Origin of the sequence: Aquimarina sp. AU119 (assembly GCF_900312735.1) — a bacterium.
GTDB lineage: Bacteria > Bacteroidota > Bacteroidia > Flavobacteriales > Flavobacteriaceae > Aquimarina > Aquimarina algiphila.
In genome coordinates this window covers 563,405-583,394 of record NZ_OMPF01000001.1, presented here as the reverse complement: position 1 = coordinate 583,394, position 19,990 = coordinate 563,405, and the positions used below count along the sequence as shown (strand labels likewise).

The following is a 19,990-nucleotide window of genomic DNA, read 5'->3' as shown; positions in this document are numbered from 1 at the left end:
TTTTTAACTTTTCAATGAATTCTGATTTCTCCATATATAATTATTCAATTTTATTAAATCATTTTCTCATTAATAGCATTAAGTCATTTTATTATTTAAATAACCTGAAATCCATATGCATAAGGGTCATCTTCATCATCAATAGAAATAATATTGTCACCATATATTTTTGCCCAACCCTGAATACTGGGAACAATAGCTTTTTTATTGTCTAGTGTTGTTTCTTCCTCGATACGTCCTGTAAATGTGCTTCCTATAAAACTTTCGTGAATGAATTCATCTCCTTTTTTTAACTTTCCTTTGGCATATAATTGTGCCATTCGGGCTGAGGTTCCTGTCCCACAAGGGGATCGATCTATAGCTTTTTTACCATAAAAGACGGCGTTTCTGCCAGACGAATCAGAATGAATAGGCTCTCCTGTCCAAAGAATATGACTTACATCTCTTATGGTTTCATTTTCTGGATGAATAAACTTATCTGGATATTTTTTATTAATACGCTCCCTTATGATCTGGGAGTATTGAATCAACTTCCCGGCGGTATAATTTTGTATTCCATCAAAGTTTTGTTGAGGATCAATAATAGCATAATAGTTACCACCATAAGCTACATCAAAAGTTATCTCACCTAGCTCTGGACAATCGATGCTTAAATCTTCTGCAGCAAGATAAGATTTTACATTTTTTAGTTTTACCCAATCTACTTTTTTCCCTGTTTGTTGGTATTCGATTTCTACCAAACCGGCTGGGGCTTCCATTCTAATTTTGCCTGGTGTTTTTGGTTGTATCAAACCTTTTTCGATTGCAATTGTGATTGTTCCTATAGTACCATGACCACACATAGGAAGACAACCAGAAGTTTCTATGAATAATATAGCAAAATCATTCTGTGGATCATGTGGATCAAACAAAAAGCTACCACTCATCATATCGTGGCCTCTTGGTTCGAACATTAATCCAGTTCTGATCCAATCATACTCTCTTAGAAAGTGTTGACGCTTTTCACTCATTGTATTCCCTATAAGATTAGGATGCCCTGTAGTTACTACTCTTACTGGATTTCCACAAGTATGTGCATCAATACATTTAAAAGAAGTACTAGCCATTTTTTGTTCTTTGGATATAAGCATTAATTCTATTTTCTAAAATTGAAAGCGTAACTGTTCCTTGCTCTAGAATAACTTCATGAAATTCTCGTATGTCGAATTCACTACCTAATTCAGTTTCAGCTTTTTTTCTAAGTTCTCTTATTTTTAATTCTCCGATTTTATAAGATAAAGCTTGTCCGGGCCAAGAGATGTATCTATCTGTTTCTGTATGTATTTCGTGTAACGATAATGCAGTATTTGAAGCCATATAGTCTACTACTTGTTCGCGGGTCCAACCTTTTGCGTGAATTCCTGTATCGACTACCAATCGACAAGCTCTCCACATCTCATAGGTTAATTTACCAAAATGCTCATAAGGAGTAGTGTACATGCCCATTTCTTCTGCCAGAAATTCTGAATATAATCCCCAGCCTTCTCCATATGCAGATAAGTAGAGATCTTTTCTGAATTTTGGGATGCTATCTCCCAGTTCGTTATTAAGACTCCCCTGTAAATGATGTCCCGGGACAGCTTCATGAACAGTAAGAGAAGGTAATGTATATAGTGTTCTGCTTGGTAAATCATAGGTATTTACCCAATAATATCCAGGTTCTGAGCTATCTGCTTTTGTTCCTACATACCTTCCCGTTGTATATTTAGGTGCAATTGCATCGGGTACAGGAGCTACGCCATATGGTTTTCTGGGTAATGTTTTAAAAAACCTGGGTAACTGCTCATCTACTCGCTTTGCCATATCTCTGGCAATCATTAATAATTGTTCTGGAGTCTTAGCATAAAATTGCTCATCGGTACGAAGGAATTTTAAAAAGTCAGCAAAACTACCCTGAAATTCAAGGTCTTTTATAATTTGCTCCATTTGAGTTTTTATACGAGATACTTCTTTTAATCCAATATTATGAATATCATCTGCAGTATACTTGGTACTGGTGGTATAAAAGTTTATTTTATTTTGATAATATTCTTTTCCGTTAGGAGTTTGAGATACGCCAATTGTAGTTCTTGTATTGGGAAGATATTCGGTTTCGAAGAAGGCTTTAATTCTTTTAAATTGAGGGACAACATTATTTTTTATAGCCTCTTTTGCAGAAGTGATTACAGAATCTTTTTGAGTTTGTGATAATGTCTCTGGCAAATTTTTAAATGGAGAGTAGAAGAAACTATCTTCAATGTTATCAATAATATGGTTATTGTAAGTGGATTCATATCCTTCGAATATAATTCTTGGTTGCGAAACTCCTTTTTTGAGACCTTCTCTTAAATTTACAAAATGTTGATCTACAAATACAGGGATCGCATTAAGTTTACTTAGATATTCTTTTACCTGTTCATAGGTGGTTAATGGCTTAACCATATAGTTAAGATTACTATGAAAACCAGAATCTGATAGTAATGGATTTAAGTAATTTTCGAATTCATAATGATCTACTTTATTCTGTAAAACAAATTTTAAAAGATCAAAAGATATTCTATCAGTCTCTTTAAGTTGGTTTCTATCAACGGTAGAGAGTTCTAGTAGTTTTTTTTGTGCAAAATCTGCTTCGGTTTTGAAATATTCTTTGGTGAAGATGCCTAAAGGATATTCTTCTCTATCATAACTTTCTCTTTCGTCAATTTCAGTGATAATAGCATGAAGTTGATCTGATGGGTTTTTTTTGTCTTTCACCTCATTTTTTTCGGCGCACCCAAAATTTAAAAGTAAAATTGTAATGATGATAATTTTGGAAATTTTCATTTGATATTGATGTTAAATGTAGATTTTAAAATCAGATTTTACGTTGACTAGGATTACCGTCAACAAGTCTTGAAATCCCTAAAGGATTTTCGTTTTTAAGTTCATCAGGTAATAAATGATTTGGCCAGCTCTGATAACTAAAAGGTCTTACCCAACGCTTTATAGAGTGAATGCCAACTGCTGTAAACCTACTGTCAGTAGATGCTGGATAAGGACCTCCATGTAGCATAGCGGGACATACTTCTACTCCAGTAGGAACGCCATTAAAGATGATTCTGCCAACTCGGTTTTGTAATGCTTCGATCACAGAGTTGTAGTGTACAGCTTCTTCTTTTTCTGCAAGAATAGTTCCTGTAAGCTGTCCTTCAAGATTCAAAATTATATGCTCTAATTCCTCAGTATCCTTGCATTGTACGATCATAGAAAAAGGTCCAAATACTTCTTGATGAAGTTTAGGGTTTTCTAAAAATGTTTTTCCTTCTACTTTTATTATCGTTTGTCTAGCATGATTGACTAATAAATCACCATTATATTCTGCGGTTACATGTATACCATTTTGTTGTAAAACATTGGTTTTATTGTTCTCATAGTTGGCTATAATATTGGGGTGTAACATACATGAAGGTTCTATACTAATGATTTCATCAGAGAGTATATTGATAAAATTATTGAGAGCTTCTCCTTTTATGCTCAAAATCAAGCCCGGATTAGTGCAAAACTGACCAGTTCCTAATGTTATGGAATTAGCATAGGTTTTAGCTAAAATTTCTCCTCTTTTTTTTGTTGCTTCAGGAAGCAAAATGACAGGATTGATACTTCCCATTTCAGCAAATACAGGTATGGGTTCTGGTCGTTGCGAAGCAATATCAAATAATGCTCTACCTGCGCGAATACTTCCTGTAAAACCAACGGCTTTTACCTTAGGATGCTTTACCAATTGTACTCCTACCTCAATACCCGAGCTATTTAGATTAGAGAATATACCATTTGGCATTCCTGTTTTTTGAGCAGCGTTGTGAATTGCAGAAGCGACCAGTTCTCCTGTTGCGGCATGCATAGGATGTGATTTTACAATCACAGGACACCCTGCAGCAAATGCAGCAGCTGTATCTCCGCCAGCAGTAGAGTAAGCCAGCGGAAAGTTGCTAGCTCCAAAAACGACTATAGGTCCCAATGGCACTAACATTTTTCTAATATCTTGTTTAGGAATCGGAGCTCTATCGGGATCAGCAGTATCTATAGTAGCTTCTACCCAGGAACCCTCGGATACTAATTCTGCAAAAGTTCTTAGTTGCCCAACGGTTCTTCCGCGTTCTCCTTTTGCCCTTCCTTCGGGTAAGCCTGTCTCAGATATATAGGTTTGTATTAAAAGATCGCCTAAAGCCAAAATCTCATCTGCAATAGCAGTTATAAATTCTGCCTTTTTTACTCCAGAAGTTTTTTTATATGTTTTAAATGCTTCAGCAGCTAATAAGACTGCTTTTTCTATCTCTTGATCAGAAGCTTCATAAAATGTATGTTCGTTTTCAAGATTTAGTTTGGGATTATATGTTTTATAGGTTCTATTTCCTTCTGAGGAAAGCTGATTTCCGATATAGTTTTTTCCAGTTATCATATTCAATGAGATAATGAATTAATGTTTTAAGGAGCTAATGTTTTAATATTGAAATTGTACAATACTTTAGTCAAATGAGGTATTTTTTCTGGCTTTTGAAACTACTTTTACAATTTCTTCTGCTTCTTTTAATAAAGGATCAATTATTTTACGCGAGGCCAATTCTGAATCTCTTAAAACCTCTAACCAAAATACTGTCTCATCTGCTTCTTCCACTGTTATTGAAATTTTAGAATAAAATTCTTTTTTAGATCTCGAAATACAAGATGCTCTATAGTTAGCTGCAGTGGATGTTGCACTTTTTATGATTTGGTATCCGATTACTTTAGTTGCTTCTGTTTTTTTGAGAGTATTATACATTAAAATAATATCCACAGATAATTTTTTAGTTCTGTTTTTAAATTGTTTAATGAACTCTATTTTTTCCATATATAGTATCTATTAATTCAATGTTTTAATACTTTAATGTTGAAATTATACAATACTTTAGTCAAGGGAGGTAATTTTTTTCTAGAACTAGAAACTACTTATAATTTTTTTTCGATGCTGTTTTTTAATACTCCTTTATAAGCTTTTATTGTATCATTAATTCATTTTCACATTAAATCACTGTTTTTATAATCAGGTAATTCTGGTCTTGTTTTTAGCCCATTTTCAATGACTTTCAATACCGTTTTTCGTTCTTCTCCAACAAGTGGTAATCTAGGAGCACGAACATTTTCGGTGCCGATTCCTGTAGCTACTTCTGCTAGTTTGATATTCTGTACTAATTTAGGGTTTATGTCTAACTCTAGCAAAGGTAAAAACCAACGATATATTGCTATTGCTTCTTTAATTTTTCCAGCTTTTTGAAGCTCATAAATAGCCACCGTTTCTGCAGGAAAAGCGTCAACCAACCCTGCAACCCAGCCATCTGCACCCATCAATAAACTTTCGAGAGCTAATGTGTCTACCCCAGATAGGATTTTTAAACGATCTCCGAACCTATTTTTAATGCGGGTGACATTAGAAATATCTCGTGTAGATTCTTTTACTGCCCTAATGTTATCAAATGCCAATAATTCTTCAAACATATCCAGAGTCACTTCAATCTTATAATCTACTGGATTGTTGTATATCATAATTGGAAGGTGAGTACTTTTGGCTACTTCTTTAAAATAGATTACAGTTTCCCGGTCTCCAGCTTTATATCGCATAGGAGGGAGCATCATTAATCCACTCGCTCCATCTTCTTCTGCCTTTCTTGCAGCTTCAATCGCTCCTTTTGTAGTTTGCTCAGCAATATTTATGATTACCGGAACTTTGTTTTTTACAATATTAACCGTAGTTTTTACAAGGATTCTTTTTTCTTCGTCGCTCAATGTACTGGCTTCTCCTAAAGTTCCACCAAGTATGATACCATGAACACCAGCTTCTATTTGTGCATTAATATTCACCTCAAACATTTGTAAGTCCAGCGTATCTTGATCTGTAAATTTTGTTGTTACGGCGGGCATTACGCCTTTCCAGTCTATAGTCATAATGTATTTTTATTCAAAAGTATAATGAAACTAAGAGGAGATATCTTTTGAAATTACCCAAATATGATACTATATTACCTTATATTTTGTAATTTGATTAATAAATGGATATTATTGATCTAATATGACACAGGTATTACCTTTTAAAATTCCAAAGACTTCAACAGATACTCTTATCATTCAGGAAGATAGAGGGCTTAAGTTTTATGATACATTACACCAGCATGAGGAGATTCAAGTATCGTTTATTGTGTCAGGAGAAGGAAGTGTGATTGTGGGTGATACGATTACTAATTATCGTATTAATGATATTCTGGTTTTTGGAAGCCAGGTTCCTCATGTACTGAAAAGTATTTCATCTTCTGAAGAATCATATATGATTTCATTATTTTTCACCAAAGAATCTTTTGGGAGCGGGTTTTTTGAACTTTCTGAATTTAATGATTTGTTTACTTTTTTTGATAGCTTGTCATATGGGATTAGAGTACTTTCTGAAAAAGAAGAATTAAGAGAATTGTTTTTTACTATTAAAAAGAAGAAACATAGGCTGGATCGCTTTGTGATATTTTTGCAGATATTAAAGTTTTTTAGCCTAGCGAAAACTGAAACTATATCTTCATCGATTACCAGAAAAAACTACACAGATTATGAAGGAAAACGAATGGCTGATGTTTTTCAATTTGTCATGGAGAAATTTTATAGTGATATTAGCTTACAGGAAGTGTCTGATTTAGCAAATATGACACCTAATGCTTTTTGTCGTTATTTTAAACAACGAACGAATAAGACTTTTTTTCAGTTTTTGACCGAAGTGAGAGTAACACACTCTTGCAGGATCTTATCAAAAGAACCAGATATATCTATTGCACAAGCATCGTATTCTAGCGGATTTAAAAATGTATCAAATTTCAATAGAAAATTTAAAAGGATTAAAGGAATTACACCTTCTCAATTTCGGAAAAATCTATATGATATTCGTGTTTTGAATGATTGAGATTTATCAATTCAAATTTTGTATCCAGTCATAAAGGCGATCATTCCATGTTTGTAAATATCCACGCCCAATAGCTAAAGCAAATCCATGTCCTCCTTTGGGATAGATATGCATTTCTGAGTATACACCAGCATCTTTTAAACCTTGATAAAACAGGAGGCTGTTTTCAACAGGGACTGCTTTGTCATCGGTTGCATGAACAATAAAGGTAGGCGGTGTATTCTGAGTTACATGTAATTCATTTGAATAGAAATCGATTAACTCTTGTTTTGGAGAAGTACCCAAAAGATTATCTCTAGATCCTTGGTGAGTATAAGGAAGTTTCATGGTGATTACTGGATACATTAACACCATAAAATTTGGTCTAGCACTAATTGAATCTATAGCATCTACTTGACTAGTCTTATTGTCAAAGTGAGTTCCCAAAGTCGAAGCAAGATGTCCACCTGCAGAAAACCCCATAATACCAATTTGTTCTGGAGATACATTCCATTTTTTTGCATGATGCCTAACCAATCGAATTGCTCTTTGTGCATCTTGCAGAGGTGCTTCGTTAGCAATGATAATAGATTTGGATTGTGGTAATCGATATTTTAAAACAAATGCAGCAATTCCCTTAGAATTTAACCATTTTGCGATCTCGGTACCTTCCCAATCATATGCCAAAGAGCCATAACCTCCTCCTGGACAAATCACTATACCTTTTCCGGTAGTGTTGTTTTTGGACGGTAAATAAATTTCAAGTGTAGGTTTTTGTACATTTTTAATGCTAACTATGTTTTCATTTTTCCTGATCTCAACTTCATCGGTTTCTTTTTGATTTGGAATTTTTCCTTCCCATAATTCAACAATGTTTTCTTGACCAGAACATATTATTATAGTAGATAAAAAAAGGAGACAGAAGCAAAAACATGTTTTCATAGTTATTATGATTTGTTGTAATTAACTCATTTTTAATTGAAACATTAAACGATCCCCATTTTATTTAGTAAAAAAGAAGCATTCATATTCTGACAAATTCCATCTTTAAATTTATAATCAAAATAAAGTTCATCGTTGACAATTTGTGCATCAAAAAAGCGATTTTTCACTTGAGGTAATTCTGATGCTATTTCACAAAGGCTTAAATCATGAGTAGCAATAATCCCAGTGGCTTTAGCTTTTACTAATTTTTCTACAAATTTACGAGATCCCGCAGCTTTGTCTTTACTATTAGTGCCTTTTAGGATTTCGTCCAAAATGATAAAATACTCATCAGTTTCTAGGGCATCTACGATTTTTTTTAGTTGAGTAAGTTCTGAGAAGAAATATGAGGCATCATCGCTAAGAGAATCTGATGTACGCATACTACTAATAAGTTTAATAGGGCGATACTCGCAAGATGCTGCACAAATTGGTAAGCCTATATTTGACATCACAAGTTGTAATGCAACAGTACGTAAGAAGGTGCTTTTTCCTGCCATATTGGCTCCAGTGATGATAAAGAATTCTTCTTTATGAATGGTTATATCATTATCTATTCTTTTTTGAGTGTTAAGCATAGGGTGTCCCAAATCCTTGGCATCAAGTATAATATTGTCTGAGGTTATTTTTGGGTAAATATACTCTGGATGGTTAAACGCAAAATTCCCAAGAGAGTTATACCCATCAAAAAACGCAATTACTTCAAACCATTGAGAAACTTTATCATGGTTTTTGGCAATCCATTTTTCGATACGATAACTTTGTAAAATATCCCAAAGTATTAATCCATTAGCCAAGACACCAAACATCATATTGTTACGTTGATCAAAAGCATTAAGGATACTTGCAAATTGTTTTAGTGTATGTGAAGCTTTTTCTGTTTCACTAATGACTAGTTGTTTCTTTTCTTGTAATAGAGAAGCTTGAAAATCTGTGTTTTCAATTTTATCGACAAGTTTATAATATTGTTCGAATGTGTCTTTTACTTTATTGGCATCACTATAGAGTTTATTGATTTTTTTGATTTGTGTTCCTGTTATTCCGAGTCCGATAAAAAACCATAATAAAAAGATATTAAAGGTGATTACCTCTGTAAATAGTAATATTAACATGATAACTGAAATCCCCGAAACAATAGCGGGAAGCACCCTCATAAGTTTAGGAACAAAAGAAGTATAGTGCTGAAGCCATTTTTGAATCGAAGAAACGGTAACTGTAACGTTCACTAGAGAAGCAATGGCACTGAATTCTTGCCGCCACTCGGGTAACTTAGATAAATTCTCTATAGCTTCCTGTTTTTGTTCAATATAATCTATCGAATTTGCAGTAAGTATCTTTGCCAATTTACTTTTTCCTGCCAAAGTGGTGGTACGATTGGCATATTGAAAGAAAGATTGTTTCCCAAACAAATCGATATCATGGCTATAAGGGTGGGTCGAATCAATAAAAGATGCTCCGTCATCAAGTAGACTTATATCACCTTCAAAAACATCAAGTTCTAGCTGATTAATATCAATCAACTGTTTTATTTTGTTTTTGGTATATGTAAGATTAGTATGTCTATTGACCAAAAATATAAAAGCAGTAATTCCTATAACAATACTAGCAATAATAATTTGAGTGTTGGGATAACCAAAATATACAGCTGCAACGAGAATCAAAAAAACAAACAATCGTATGGTACTGGAAACAGCTAGTTGTTTTTTTATTTTTTTGAGTGATATGGTATGTAGAGCAATTTGTTCTCTATAAAATTTGTGTGGATTATTCATATATTTTGAGAAGAACGTGAATATAATATAAAAGAAAGTATAGTTTCAAATACACTTCTTATTTATAAGCTTTTTGTTCTCTAGTGCTTTTAATTAAAGTTTTTCTAATTCTTGTTTTACCTTTCTAGTCAAGCCGCTTACTACTAAATCATAGGAGTGATCTATCAACTCTAGTATTATATTAGTAGCTAATCCTTCAGAAAAGTTAACAGTATTCCAATGTTTTTTACTCATATGGTACCCAGGAGTGATTTCAGGATGATATTCACGAAGTTCGATGGCACGTTCTGGGTCACATTTTAGATTAACACTGAACGGAATTCTTTCTAATCCGGTCAAAGCAAACATTTTGCCCATTACTTTAAAAACAAGTGTATTTTCATCAAATGGAAATTCTTCTGTAACTCCTTTTTTTGCAAGACAATATTCTCTGAATGCTTCTATATTCATTTTTAATTATTTACAAGTTTTCCCATAAGTTTAGAAGGGTCCTCAATAGCACTAAAACCAAACTTTTTATACAATGAATGTGCATCATGAGTAGCTAACATCCATCGTTTAATATTTTGTAAATCTGGATGATCCATTATGGCTTTCATCATTAGTTTTGCATATCCACTTCCTCTATGCTCTTCTGTAATAAATACATCCATCAAGTATCCAAAAACAGTATAATCGGTTAAGACTCTTGCAAAACCGATCTGCTTTTTATTAAGGTAAATGCCAAAATTCAAGCAGTTTTTCATGCTTATACTTACTTCTTCTTTGGTTCTACCTTCGGCCCAATATGAATGGGTTAAAAACTGATGAATAAAATCTATATCTAATTTTTCATTATCAGTAGAAATAACTATGCTCATTGTTCTCTATTCTAACTGTTTTGTATTGGGATTATTGTCATCTAGCTGTAAAGCAGAGTAATCTAATGTCCAGCCAATAGATTCGGCCAGAGTTTCCATAAGTGCAATTGCTGTTAACGCTTCTTTTCTTGCAGACTCCATGAGTCCACTTTGTGGAATTTTATCTTTAATAAATTGTTTAGCTTCTTTATTAAGATCAGTAAGATCAGAAGAGGTAAATGGGTTTAACCATCCTTCTTTTTTATCATAGTATTTAAAATCAGTCTCTATAGTCAATAGTTTTGGTTGTGGGAAATGAGTAAGAATTATCTTTTTGTTCTTGGTGTCGCTTTCTAATGAAACCTTTGACAGATCAAATCCAACATAAGCTTTGGCTTCAATAATAATCAATGCTTTTTTAGTTCCGGACAGGAGTTTAAAAAATTTATCTTTAACACTTTCATAATGGTATATTTCTGCAAAATCTCCTTCTACAGTAACAAGTTTACAAACGCTTTTGATTTTTTCCATAAGAACAGTAGATTGTGTTCGTACAGATGATTTTCTTTGTGCAGCACTAAATCGTGCAAAAATAAAATATGCTAAAATAGCACCTCCCAAAAGTCCAACAAATAATAATTCCATTCTAACTCTTTTTCCCTATTTCACCTAAGTGTGTAAATTTAAATCCTTTTTCATATTTTAAACCATAACCTAAAATTCTATCAAAAGCAGAATGAACAAAAAGAATGATTCCTGATAATTGAAGCGTTTCATTTGGGATAGAAATTCCTATACCATATATAATAATTGCTAGCCCTTTATGATGAAATATATTATAGCTCAAAGCACCAAATTTACTATTTATTACGTAACCTATCATCCCTATGTCGGGAACAAGAAATAAAGCTAAAAATAACCACCAGGAATAAGGAAGTAAACTAAATGCATAAATACCTAATCCAAACATTGCAATTTCTTCAAGCTGTATAGTAGTTTTCATTTGGATTTTAATTTTAAAGTATTTTATAAAGGATAGGTTTACTTGGAGAAGCATCGTTTTCGAACGATGCTATCTGAAGATTAAGTATATATAATCCATCAGAAATTATATCATTTACATAAATCATTTCTGTAATTGTAGCATGATAACGAGGAGCAGAGGGGTAGTTCCAAAATGCTTTATGCGCAAGTAATTTCCCATCATCTTTTTCTTTATCAACAGAGGGCAAATCAATAAGTAGATGTTCAATATTTAGTTTTGAAATATAAGCAGCTGCTTCTTTGGTGAGATAAGGCCAATTAGTATTCGAATATTGTCTGTTCTGTTTGTCTTTTACGTTGGGGATTGTTCTTATAATTAAGGCTTCAGAGGTGGATGAAGTAATCATATTTTTAATACAATCTTTTGTTATTACGTAATCCTCTTCTTGTTTTTTTGGGGTAACAGAAATAACTTCTGCTATATAAAAAAAGTGTTGTAGAGCCTGATTTATACTATGAAACTCTGTAGTGATATGGCCAACACATTCTGTATGGGTCCCATGGCTATGAGGGTTAAATGTGATCGTATTAAAATTAGTAGAAGCTCCTTTAGATACTTTTCCAATCCAATCACCATTTGTTACAGGTTCAATCTTTGGTTCATCAATATACCAGGCATTTACGTTTTCTTTAGAAGCTCTTAGTGGTATGGATATATCCAGAGGTTTAGAAAGATCAATTGTATAGGATGTTTTGTTGTGTTCAATTGTCGTAATCATATCATAGATTTCAGGCTATTTTGATATTGTACTGGGTTTCAATACTAGTATATTTTTCTTGGATAACCCCCATGGTTATTTATCCTAAATTTAGTAAGAAAAGATCACTTGCGATGCCGTCACTTAAAAACTTTCCTTTTTTAGTAATCAATAAAGTATCATCATCTATAAATAGTAGGTGTTTGTCAATATGTTTTTGAGCTTGTTTCATAAGATACTCTTTATGTTTTTTACCAAACTCATGTTCTATTTTCTGTAATGACACTCCCCAAATGGTTCTCAAACCTGTCATTATGTATTCGTTATACGTATCAGTTTTACTTAAATCTTCAACTTCTCTGGGGATTTGCTGCTGCTGCAGGGCTTTAATATATTTTATATTGTTATTGATATTCCAGCTTCGTTGTTTTCCATTAAAAGAATGTGCAGATGGCCCAATACCTAAGTAGTTTTTCCCTTTCCAGTATGCGGTGTTATTTTTACTGAAGTACCCGGGTTTTCCAAAATTAGAGAGTTCATAATGCACGAATCCTCGATTTTCTAATGTATCTACGAGAATTTCAAAATGTTCTTGTGCAAGATCATCACTTACAGGTTCTATTTTACCATTTTGAATTAGTTTTTTTAAAGCAGTTCTGGGTTCGACAGTAAGCGCATAACAAGAGATATGAGGTACTTTAAAGTCCATTGCCACTTGAATGTTCTGTTTCCATTGATCAATCGACATATTAGGGATGCCATAAATCAGATCAATCGAAATATTTTCAAAATACCGACTAGCCATTGCGAGGCATTCTTTTGCTTCATTTGCATTATGAGCTCGATTCATGAGCTGTAAATCTTCTTGAAAAAAAGACTGAATACCTATGCTTAAACGGTTTACATCACTACTAGATAGTAATTTTATCTTTTCTTCGGTTAGATCATCCGGGTTTGCTTCTACTGTTATTTCTGGATTTTGGATAACCGAATAATTCTTATAAATGACCTCTATAATGCGTGTGAGTTCTTCTATAGACAATACGGTAGGTGTACCTCCTCCAAAGTAAATAGTTTCGATATTTTCATTAGGATCAATTTCTGATTTCCGCAACCGTATTTCATCACATAGTGCGGTAATCATTTCATCTTTTTTTTTCATAGAAGTAGAAAAATGAAAATCACAATAGTGACAAGCTTGTTTGCAAAAAGGAATATGGATGTAAATACCGCTAATAATGTTGTATTTTTAAATTGATTGGTACGAATTTAAAATTCTCTGAAATCAAAAGTTATGATCTATAATTATTTTTTTACTCTCTTTTCATTTTGCTTCACAAAAGCAGCCCAGCCAGTATAACTTTTTCCCACAATATCTGCTCGCCCCATATTATAGAAATGGCACACAGCAGCAGCTAGTCCGTCAGTAGAATCGAGGTTTTTTGGAAGTGTTTTTAGTTTTAGTAAACTCTGTAGCATTTTAGCTACTTGTTCTTTACTGGCATTTCCATTACCAGTAATAGCCATCTTAATTTTTTTTGGAGAATATTCTGTGATAGGTACTTCTCTGCTAAGCCCAGCTGCCATAGCCACTCCTTGAGCGCGTCCGAGTTTAAGCATAGATTGTACGTTTTTTCCAAAAAAAGGAGCTTCGATAGCAATTTCATCTGGATGATAAGTGTCTATAAGCTCTATTGTACGTTCAAAAATTAGCTTTAGTTTTAAATAATGATCATCATATTTGCCAAGTTGAAGTTCATTAAGTTGTAAAAAAGACATTTTCTTATTTCGTATTTTAATAAGTCCGAAACCCATAATTGTGGTTCCAGGGTCAATGCCTAATATAATTTTTTCGTTTTCCAATGAAATACAGAGTTTTTACAAAACTACGCAATTCAAAATAAGTATACTGCTAATCTATGTGTATTACAATAGGAAGTTTATAACGTGTTGTTACAGGGGTACTTCTCGTGTGTGCGGGTTCAACCTCTGGTAAAGAATCAATGCTTTGTTCTAGCCTGTTTTTAAGGTCTGGAATCTGAGCAATTGTAGTATCTGGTAATGTAAAATCCTCAAGTATGATTTTACCATCTTTGGTAATTAATAAAGGTACCCAAATGGTGTCATTAATTGTTCTTTTTACTGTGATAGGATATTTGGTAAGATAGTCATGTATGTGTTTGGTAATCGTATTTTGAAAACATGAATCTAACTCATCTTCTGCTTTTCCTTTACAAACAGAAAATAGAGGAGGTTGTTCTACTTCATTACGATTTAATTTATCCATTCCTTCTTTTACAATATCTTCTTTGTTCTCTTTTTTAAGAACAAAATTTTTACAAGAAAATAAAGTAAAAACCAATAGAATGATATGCCAATTTTTAGTACTCATTAATCCATAAACTATTTCGGATTGCCAAGCTACATAATTTTTTTAAGAGTAAGAAGTGTTACTTGTTTTTGACTTCCTCTTCTAATTGTGCTATTCTTTTTTCAACAATAGAATTAAAATACTTTCCTTTTTTATCAGAGCCAAACTTTTTTAGATAGATTTTATAATATTTCAACTTGATCTTAGGATCTTTATAGTATGCATCGGCGAACATTGCCAGTTGATACTGAGCTCTATCATAGTTAGGGTTTTCTTTGAGTGATAGTTTGATATAGCGTATCGCTTCTTCCCATTTCTCCTGAAATCGATAAATTAATGCTATAGAAAATAAATCTTCTTCAATAGGAAGATCTTTTAATTCTAATGCTATTTTATAATTTTCTAATGCTTTATCAAATTTTTCTATTTTTTGATATGCATATCCTAATGCAGAATACCAACTAGGAGTATTGTTGTTGTATTTTATTGTTTCCTCAAAATGGATTACAGCTTTTTTGTATTCAGAAGTTTTACTGTAGCAAATTCCTAATTTTGAATGTACAAATTCATTTTTATGATTTAGTTGCAGGAGTTTTTCAAAATAAGGAAGCGCACCATAATAATCTTTTCTTAGTAAAAAGTTTTGCCCCAGAATACTGATAAGTTCTACATTTTCAGGATATGCATGCAAACCTAAATTTGCAGTATCCCAAACCATATCATAATTTCTTTTCTTTAGATAGAATTTAGCAACTTCAAAGCAACTTTTTTGATGTGTACTATCTAATTGAAAAGCTTTTTTAAAATAAGAAATAGCAATTGTATCTTTTAATTTTTTCTTTGCTAACCCTAGTTTATATTGAAAATTAGGGTTTTTGGGATATTTGGAAACAAGATCAGTATATACACTATCTGCAGTAGCAATTTTTCCTGTTGTCATCAATAATTTTGCATACTCAAGTTTTGCAGAAGTTATGGAACTATCTATTTGTATAGCTTGTTCATAATAGTTTAAAGCATCTGTATATGTTCCTTTGGCTTTATTTGCTTTAGCAAGCTGCAAAAATGTATATTGATCTTTAGATACTATTTCTTGGTATTTTTTGATAGCATTAGAATATTCTTCCAAATGATACAAACTGTCTGCTGTTATCAAGGACGAAGATTGTGCTCCAACCTCGATAACTACTCCCAAAATTAATATGGAAAATAACCTAAAAACCTGTTTATTCAGCATTTACATTTATTATATAAATATTTTCATCGTATCTACCACTCATATTACCAAGGAGTGCTTTTTTTGCTTGATCTATTTGATCATGTCTTTCTAAATAGGTATAAAAATAACCATCTTTAGGATTTTTAAAAAAATTAGGCGAAAACCCCTTATCTTTTAGCCTTTTTAATCCCTCTTGAAGGTAGTTTTTATGTTTAAAAATATTTGTAATCAGATAATATCCAGACTTGATATTGTGATTTTTGTATTGTGATAAGTCTTCAGAAAGTATAGTTGTTTCAGAGATATCATTTTTGTATTGTTTTTTCTCAGTATCAGAATTATTAGTTACATTAAAAACAATTGGTAGGGAATATAAAACACTAACTTTTTCACCGTTGTGTTCTCCAGGAATCATTTGCGGCAAAGAAGAAACTACTCTTTTGGCTTCTATTTCAAGCGCTGCAGCTGGCCCCCGAGTTTGAACATCAGTAACTATTCCTGTCTTGTCAATTTTAAAACGAACATAAATACGGTTTATGCCTGGTAAGGCATATTTTTCCATTTCGGTTATGTTAAAATTTGTATTTACAAACGCCTTAATTTCATTAGAAACACATTTTTTTATTTCTGTTTTATCTGTAATATTCTTACAATTTTGCATTACAGGAACCTTATCTATTTTAGCAAAGGGAACTCCCTTTTTTGCGCTATCAATCTTAGTTTGCGTTATTTCTTCTTTAGGTAATTTGATGTCTTTTTTTTCTTCAAGAGACTTGTCTACTATATTAGTCGTTGAATCCACTATCTCTTTTTCTGAAAAAGAAGAAAAAGTAATCATTAATAATAAAATGGGTACGAGGGTTAGATATTTATATTTTGCGCTTGTAGCTGATTTTGATTTTTGTAGCATCATAATTCTTTTTTTGAGTAGTGAATGATTGAAAAATTGATTAATGAAATTAATTTTCTCGGTATTAAAGGCCGTATTTAATAATTGCTCGTAATACTTTCTTTTTCCTAAGACATCCGCACTTTTTGAGTCTGCAATAAATTCATGTAATATATTTACCTTGGATTGATATATATACACCAAAGGGTTAAACCAAAAGATTATTTTAAGTAGTTCAAACCATAGTAAATCTATGGAGTGCTTTTCTTGAAGATGTACCATCTCATGCAAAATGATTTGTTCTCTTTCTTCTTTTTTTATTAGATCTCCTAAATAAATTGTATTCCAGAAAGAAAATGCACTTTTACTATTGTGTAATGTAATTAAGGTAAAATTATCTATTTTATTATGTATGGCGTGTTTTCTTAATCGATAAAGTCTTCTGTTGTTTTTGAAGAAGAATATGAGAGTAATGCCAATACCAATAAAATAGATTAGCAACCAATAGTTTATGTTTTCAATAGGTATTGAAGTTGGTGTAATCGTTTTAATTGATTTATATTGAGTTTCTTGGCCAATAAATACAGCTGGTAAATTAAAGATGTATTCTTGAGGAATAGCTTTTTGTATGCCTTTAATCTTTATAAAAGGTAAGATTAAGGAAAGTATAGAAGTCGAAATAAGATATATTCTGTTTAAAGAAAAAAATGTATCCTTTTTATGAAGTAGGTCATAGATTACTAAAAAAAGCATCTGAAAAATCAGTATTTGGAGTATATAATGGAGCATAGGGATTATTTTTCTTTGTCTAATTCTTTTAAGATCTTCTCAAGATCTTTGACATCCATGTCATTCTTTTTCACAAAAAAAGAAACCATGTTTCTAAAAGATCCATTAAAGTAATTATCCATCAACTTATTGAGTGATTGGTTACTGTATTCCTCCTTTTTAACCCTAGGGAAATATATATACCCTTTGCCTTCTTTGCGATGGGATACGAATTCTTTATTCTCCAGAATTCTAATAATAGTAGAGATTGTATTGTATGCAGGTTTAGGCTCAGGCATTTTATCTATAATAGAAGCCACGTTGGCCTCTTCTAATTGCCATAGCCATTGCATAACTTCTTCTTCGGCTTTTGTAAGTTGTTTCATTGTCTTTTTAACTAAATATTTAGTTGAATGAAACAAATGTAACTAATTTTTTAGTTATAACTAATTTTTTAGTTGAAAAAAATCAAAAAAAATATTCCCAATAAGAGAAGAGTATATCGAATCAGTCGTTACCCGTTAATCTTTTTTGTGGTAAATCAATTTTGGGTCCTTCAGCATTAAAAGTAATGAGTAAGGTGAAAATGTCTTCAAAAATCTGTTCTTTAGAAACTTCTTTTGGTATTGGGATCAAATTTGGGAACGATTGTAATGTTCTTATAGCTTCTAGTTCTAGTTGCATAGCAGATCCTTTTGCCTGAATGTCTATGATTTTACCTTTCTGGTCTACTTTAAATCGAGTATAAATTCTATTAAGACCAGGTTTAGTGTAAGATAATACGCTAGGGATGTCGTAATTAGTATCTACAAATGCTTTGATTTCATTAGTGATACAATTCTTTATGAGACGTTGATTTGTTTCGCTTTTGCATTTTATAGTAGTAAAATTACTTTGCGAAAAAGAAATAGTGGACATCATTAACGCGATGGATAATACTAAAAAAGATTGCATAATTTAGGGGGTAGTTTTATATCAATTAAATGTTGATTATAATTTTCAGAAACAAAATAATTAAATAAAAATGTATTTAAAGCTATATTAGGTAAATTAAAAGCATGAGTGTAGAGTTAAATCATATTAGCGTAACAAATCAGAAACATTATCGTCATATAAGCAAAAGAATATGGATATAGCATTAATCATAATTGGTCTTTTATTTTGTCTTTTAGGGATAATAGGAAGTTTTCTACCTGTGTTACCAGGGCCATTTACTTCATGGATAGGATTGTTGATTATTCATTTTACTGATGTTATTCCACAAAACTGGACATTTTTAGGAATTACTTTGGCCATATCCCTTGTTGTATGGGTGCTGGATTATATTGTTCCTGCTTTAGGTACAAAAAAGTTTGGGGGTACAAAATATGGGATGATTGGCAGCTCTCTGGGGCTTATTGTCGGAATTATATTTATGGGACCATTTGGTATCATTGTAGGTCCTTTTGCAGGAGCTTTTATAGGAGAATTTATACGAGATAGTAGTGAGTCTTCAAAGGCGCTTAAAGCAGCTTTTGGTTCTTTTATTGGTTTTCTGGCAGGTACTTTTCTTAAGTTTATTGTATCTGTTGGTTTTTTGATATTTTATTTTATTAAAGTATGGGAAAATTGGGGAGCACTATTTTAGAGTATATGTTAATTTTGTAGTGATAGAAGCAGTTTTTTCTCTAGACGAAGTGTTTAATGCACCTCCCCAAGAATGATCTTCTCCAGAATGCCTTCCTGTTATTTGAAAAATCCCCATTTTAGCAACCGTTAATTCATCTAGTTCTGATCCTGAGTTCACAGCTATTTTCTCAGCTCTTAATTTAGCGTTTTCTGTTGCTTTTGATATCATTTCAATTTTTAGTTCTGCAAGTTTTGTATAATAGTATCGAGGTTTTTTTGAATAAAACTGCACTCCTTTATTAAGTAGTTCTGTAATTTCTCTTGATATTTTTTCGATCTTTTCTACTTCATTTGAGCTTATCATTATGGTTTGAGAGAGTTCATAACCAATAAAATTTTCTCCTATGTATGTTCCGGTAGCAGAGTAGTTGGATTGTGTTTTACGATCTGTTATCACGGCATTAAAAACCGCTGTAGTAGCGTCGATTCCATGAGTTGCTAAGTAATCCATTACTACTTTCTTATCTTTCTTAAGATCAATATAAGCTTGCTGTAAGTCAGTATTTGATTTAGTAAACTCTCCTTCCCATACAATCAGGTCTGAAGTAAAATTTGTAACTCCATGTCCAGTCACCGCAATTGTTCGTTCTGGTTTATTTCGATTCATGTATGCGTTTCCTAGAACAATGGACGAAATAACAATAGCTGTTGAAAATACGATAGAACTAATATTGGTTTTCATTTCTTTGATTTTATATGAGTCTAAGATATTGATAAAAAACATATTAGAATCCCCTGAATTCTGGGGTATTTGAATTTAAATGATTATTTGCAAGGCTTAATGTGTTT

The 19,990-nt window shown here is 32.3% G+C and carries 22 protein-coding genes; 2 read left to right on the top strand and 20 right to left on the bottom strand.

Annotation, left to right across the window (positions count from 1 at the left end; translation table 11 throughout):
• Positions 1-95: 95 nt before the first annotated feature.
• The 5 genes from DK442_RS02420 to DK442_RS02400 form a co-directional block, all read right to left on the bottom strand.
• A complete protein-coding gene (locus DK442_RS02420) occupies positions 96-1,130 on the bottom strand; it encodes a 4-hydroxyproline epimerase (RefSeq protein ID WP_370444652.1) in 1,035 nt (344 codons plus the stop codon).
• A complete protein-coding gene (locus DK442_RS02415; RefSeq protein WP_109434239.1) occupies positions 1,099-2,841 on the bottom strand; it encodes a DUF885 family protein in 1,743 nt (580 codons plus the stop codon). Before DK442_RS02415 ends, DK442_RS02420 begins: the two co-directional genes overlap by 32 nt.
• Before the next feature lie 31 nt (positions 2,842-2,872).
• A complete protein-coding gene (locus tag DK442_RS02410; RefSeq protein ID WP_109434238.1) occupies positions 2,873-4,456 on the bottom strand; it encodes an aldehyde dehydrogenase (NADP(+)) in 1,584 nt (527 codons plus the stop codon).
• 66 nt (positions 4,457-4,522) lie between these two features.
• Positions 4,523-4,885 (bottom strand): four helix bundle protein, encoded by a 363-nt coding sequence (locus DK442_RS02405; protein ID WP_109434237.1) that lies wholly within the window; start codon positions 4,883-4,885, stop codon positions 4,523-4,525.
• A gap of 167 nt (positions 4,886-5,052) precedes the next feature.
• Positions 5,053-5,976 (bottom strand): dihydrodipicolinate synthase family protein, encoded by a 924-nt coding sequence (locus DK442_RS02400; RefSeq protein WP_109434236.1) that lies wholly within the window; start codon positions 5,974-5,976, stop codon positions 5,053-5,055.
• A 124-nt stretch (positions 5,977-6,100) separates the two neighbouring features.
• On the opposite strand from DK442_RS02400, the gene DK442_RS02395 reads away from it, so the two are divergent.
• Positions 6,101-6,970, top strand: coding sequence for an AraC family transcriptional regulator (locus DK442_RS02395; RefSeq protein ID WP_109434235.1), 870 nt, complete (start codon positions 6,101-6,103; stop codon positions 6,968-6,970).
• Positions 6,971-6,976: 6 nt separating this feature from the next.
• Here DK442_RS02395 and DK442_RS02390 read toward each other — a convergent pair whose 3' ends face one another.
• From DK442_RS02390 to DK442_RS02325, 14 genes are all read right to left on the bottom strand, one after another.
• A complete protein-coding gene (locus DK442_RS02390; protein WP_109434234.1) occupies positions 6,977-7,891 on the bottom strand; it encodes an alpha/beta hydrolase in 915 nt (304 codons plus the stop codon).
• Positions 7,892-7,935: 44 nt separating this feature from the next.
• Positions 7,936-9,705 carry a DNA mismatch repair protein MutS gene (locus DK442_RS02385; RefSeq protein WP_109434233.1) on the bottom strand — a complete coding sequence of 590 codons (1,770 nt, stop codon included), beginning with the start codon at positions 9,703-9,705 and terminating at the stop codon, positions 7,936-7,938.
• A 93-nt stretch (positions 9,706-9,798) separates the two neighbouring features.
• Complete coding sequence (locus tag DK442_RS02380; RefSeq protein WP_109434232.1) at positions 9,799-10,155, bottom strand: MmcQ/YjbR family DNA-binding protein; 357 nt, start codon at positions 10,153-10,155, stop codon at positions 9,799-9,801.
• 2 nt (positions 10,156-10,157) lie between these two features.
• Positions 10,158-10,565, bottom strand: coding sequence for a GNAT family N-acetyltransferase (locus DK442_RS02375; RefSeq protein WP_109434231.1), 408 nt, complete (start codon positions 10,563-10,565; stop codon positions 10,158-10,160).
• Positions 10,566-10,571: 6 nt separating this feature from the next.
• Positions 10,572-11,189 (bottom strand): DUF4230 domain-containing protein, encoded by a 618-nt coding sequence (locus DK442_RS02370; protein WP_109434230.1) that lies wholly within the window; start codon positions 11,187-11,189, stop codon positions 10,572-10,574.
• 1 nt (position 11,190) lies between these two features.
• Positions 11,191-11,547: a DUF4260 domain-containing protein gene (locus DK442_RS02365; RefSeq protein WP_109434229.1), complete on the bottom strand. Its 357-nt coding sequence runs from the start codon at positions 11,545-11,547 to the stop codon at positions 11,191-11,193.
• A gap of 13 nt (positions 11,548-11,560) precedes the next feature.
• Positions 11,561-12,307: a cyclase family protein gene (locus DK442_RS02360; protein WP_109434228.1), complete on the bottom strand. Its 747-nt coding sequence runs from the start codon at positions 12,305-12,307 to the stop codon at positions 11,561-11,563.
• 79 nt (positions 12,308-12,386) lie between these two features.
• Complete coding sequence (gene hemW, locus DK442_RS02355; RefSeq protein ID WP_109434227.1) at positions 12,387-13,523, bottom strand: radical SAM family heme chaperone HemW; 1,137 nt, start codon at positions 13,521-13,523, stop codon at positions 12,387-12,389.
• Between the two features lie 68 nt (positions 13,524-13,591).
• A complete protein-coding gene (gene ruvC, locus DK442_RS02350) occupies positions 13,592-14,149 on the bottom strand; it encodes a crossover junction endodeoxyribonuclease RuvC (protein WP_109434226.1) in 558 nt (185 codons plus the stop codon).
• Positions 14,150-14,198: 49 nt separating this feature from the next.
• Positions 14,199-14,678, bottom strand: a complete 480-nt coding sequence (locus DK442_RS02345; RefSeq protein WP_109434225.1) for a hypothetical protein — start codon at positions 14,676-14,678, stop codon at positions 14,199-14,201.
• A 58-nt stretch (positions 14,679-14,736) separates the two neighbouring features.
• Complete coding sequence (locus DK442_RS02340; protein WP_109434224.1) at positions 14,737-15,894, bottom strand: lipopolysaccharide assembly protein LapB; 1,158 nt, start codon at positions 15,892-15,894, stop codon at positions 14,737-14,739.
• Positions 15,884-17,518: a M56 family metallopeptidase gene (locus DK442_RS02335; protein ID WP_160114019.1), complete on the bottom strand. Its 1,635-nt coding sequence runs from the start codon at positions 17,516-17,518 to the stop codon at positions 15,884-15,886. The genes DK442_RS02340 and DK442_RS02335 overlap by 11 nt, the downstream gene beginning before the upstream one ends.
• A 41-nt stretch (positions 17,519-17,559) precedes the next feature.
• A complete protein-coding gene (locus DK442_RS02330) occupies positions 17,560-17,919 on the bottom strand; it encodes a BlaI/MecI/CopY family transcriptional regulator (RefSeq protein ID WP_109434222.1) in 360 nt (119 codons plus the stop codon).
• A gap of 121 nt (positions 17,920-18,040) precedes the next feature.
• Entirely contained in the window at positions 18,041-18,487 is a 447-nt protein-coding gene (locus DK442_RS02325; protein WP_143918353.1) for a hypothetical protein, read from the bottom strand.
• Between the two features lie 172 nt (positions 18,488-18,659).
• Between DK442_RS02325 and DK442_RS02320 the strand changes: the two genes are divergently transcribed.
• Entirely contained in the window at positions 18,660-19,160 is a 501-nt protein-coding gene (locus tag DK442_RS02320; protein ID WP_109434220.1) for a DUF456 domain-containing protein, read from the top strand.
• Here DK442_RS02320 and DK442_RS02315 read toward each other — a convergent pair.
• Positions 19,152-19,883 (bottom strand): SIMPL domain-containing protein, encoded by a 732-nt coding sequence (locus DK442_RS02315; protein WP_109434465.1) that lies wholly within the window; start codon positions 19,881-19,883, stop codon positions 19,152-19,154. The two genes, DK442_RS02320 and DK442_RS02315, sit on opposite strands and share 9 nt — an antisense overlap.
• Positions 19,884-19,990 lie beyond the last annotated feature (107 nt).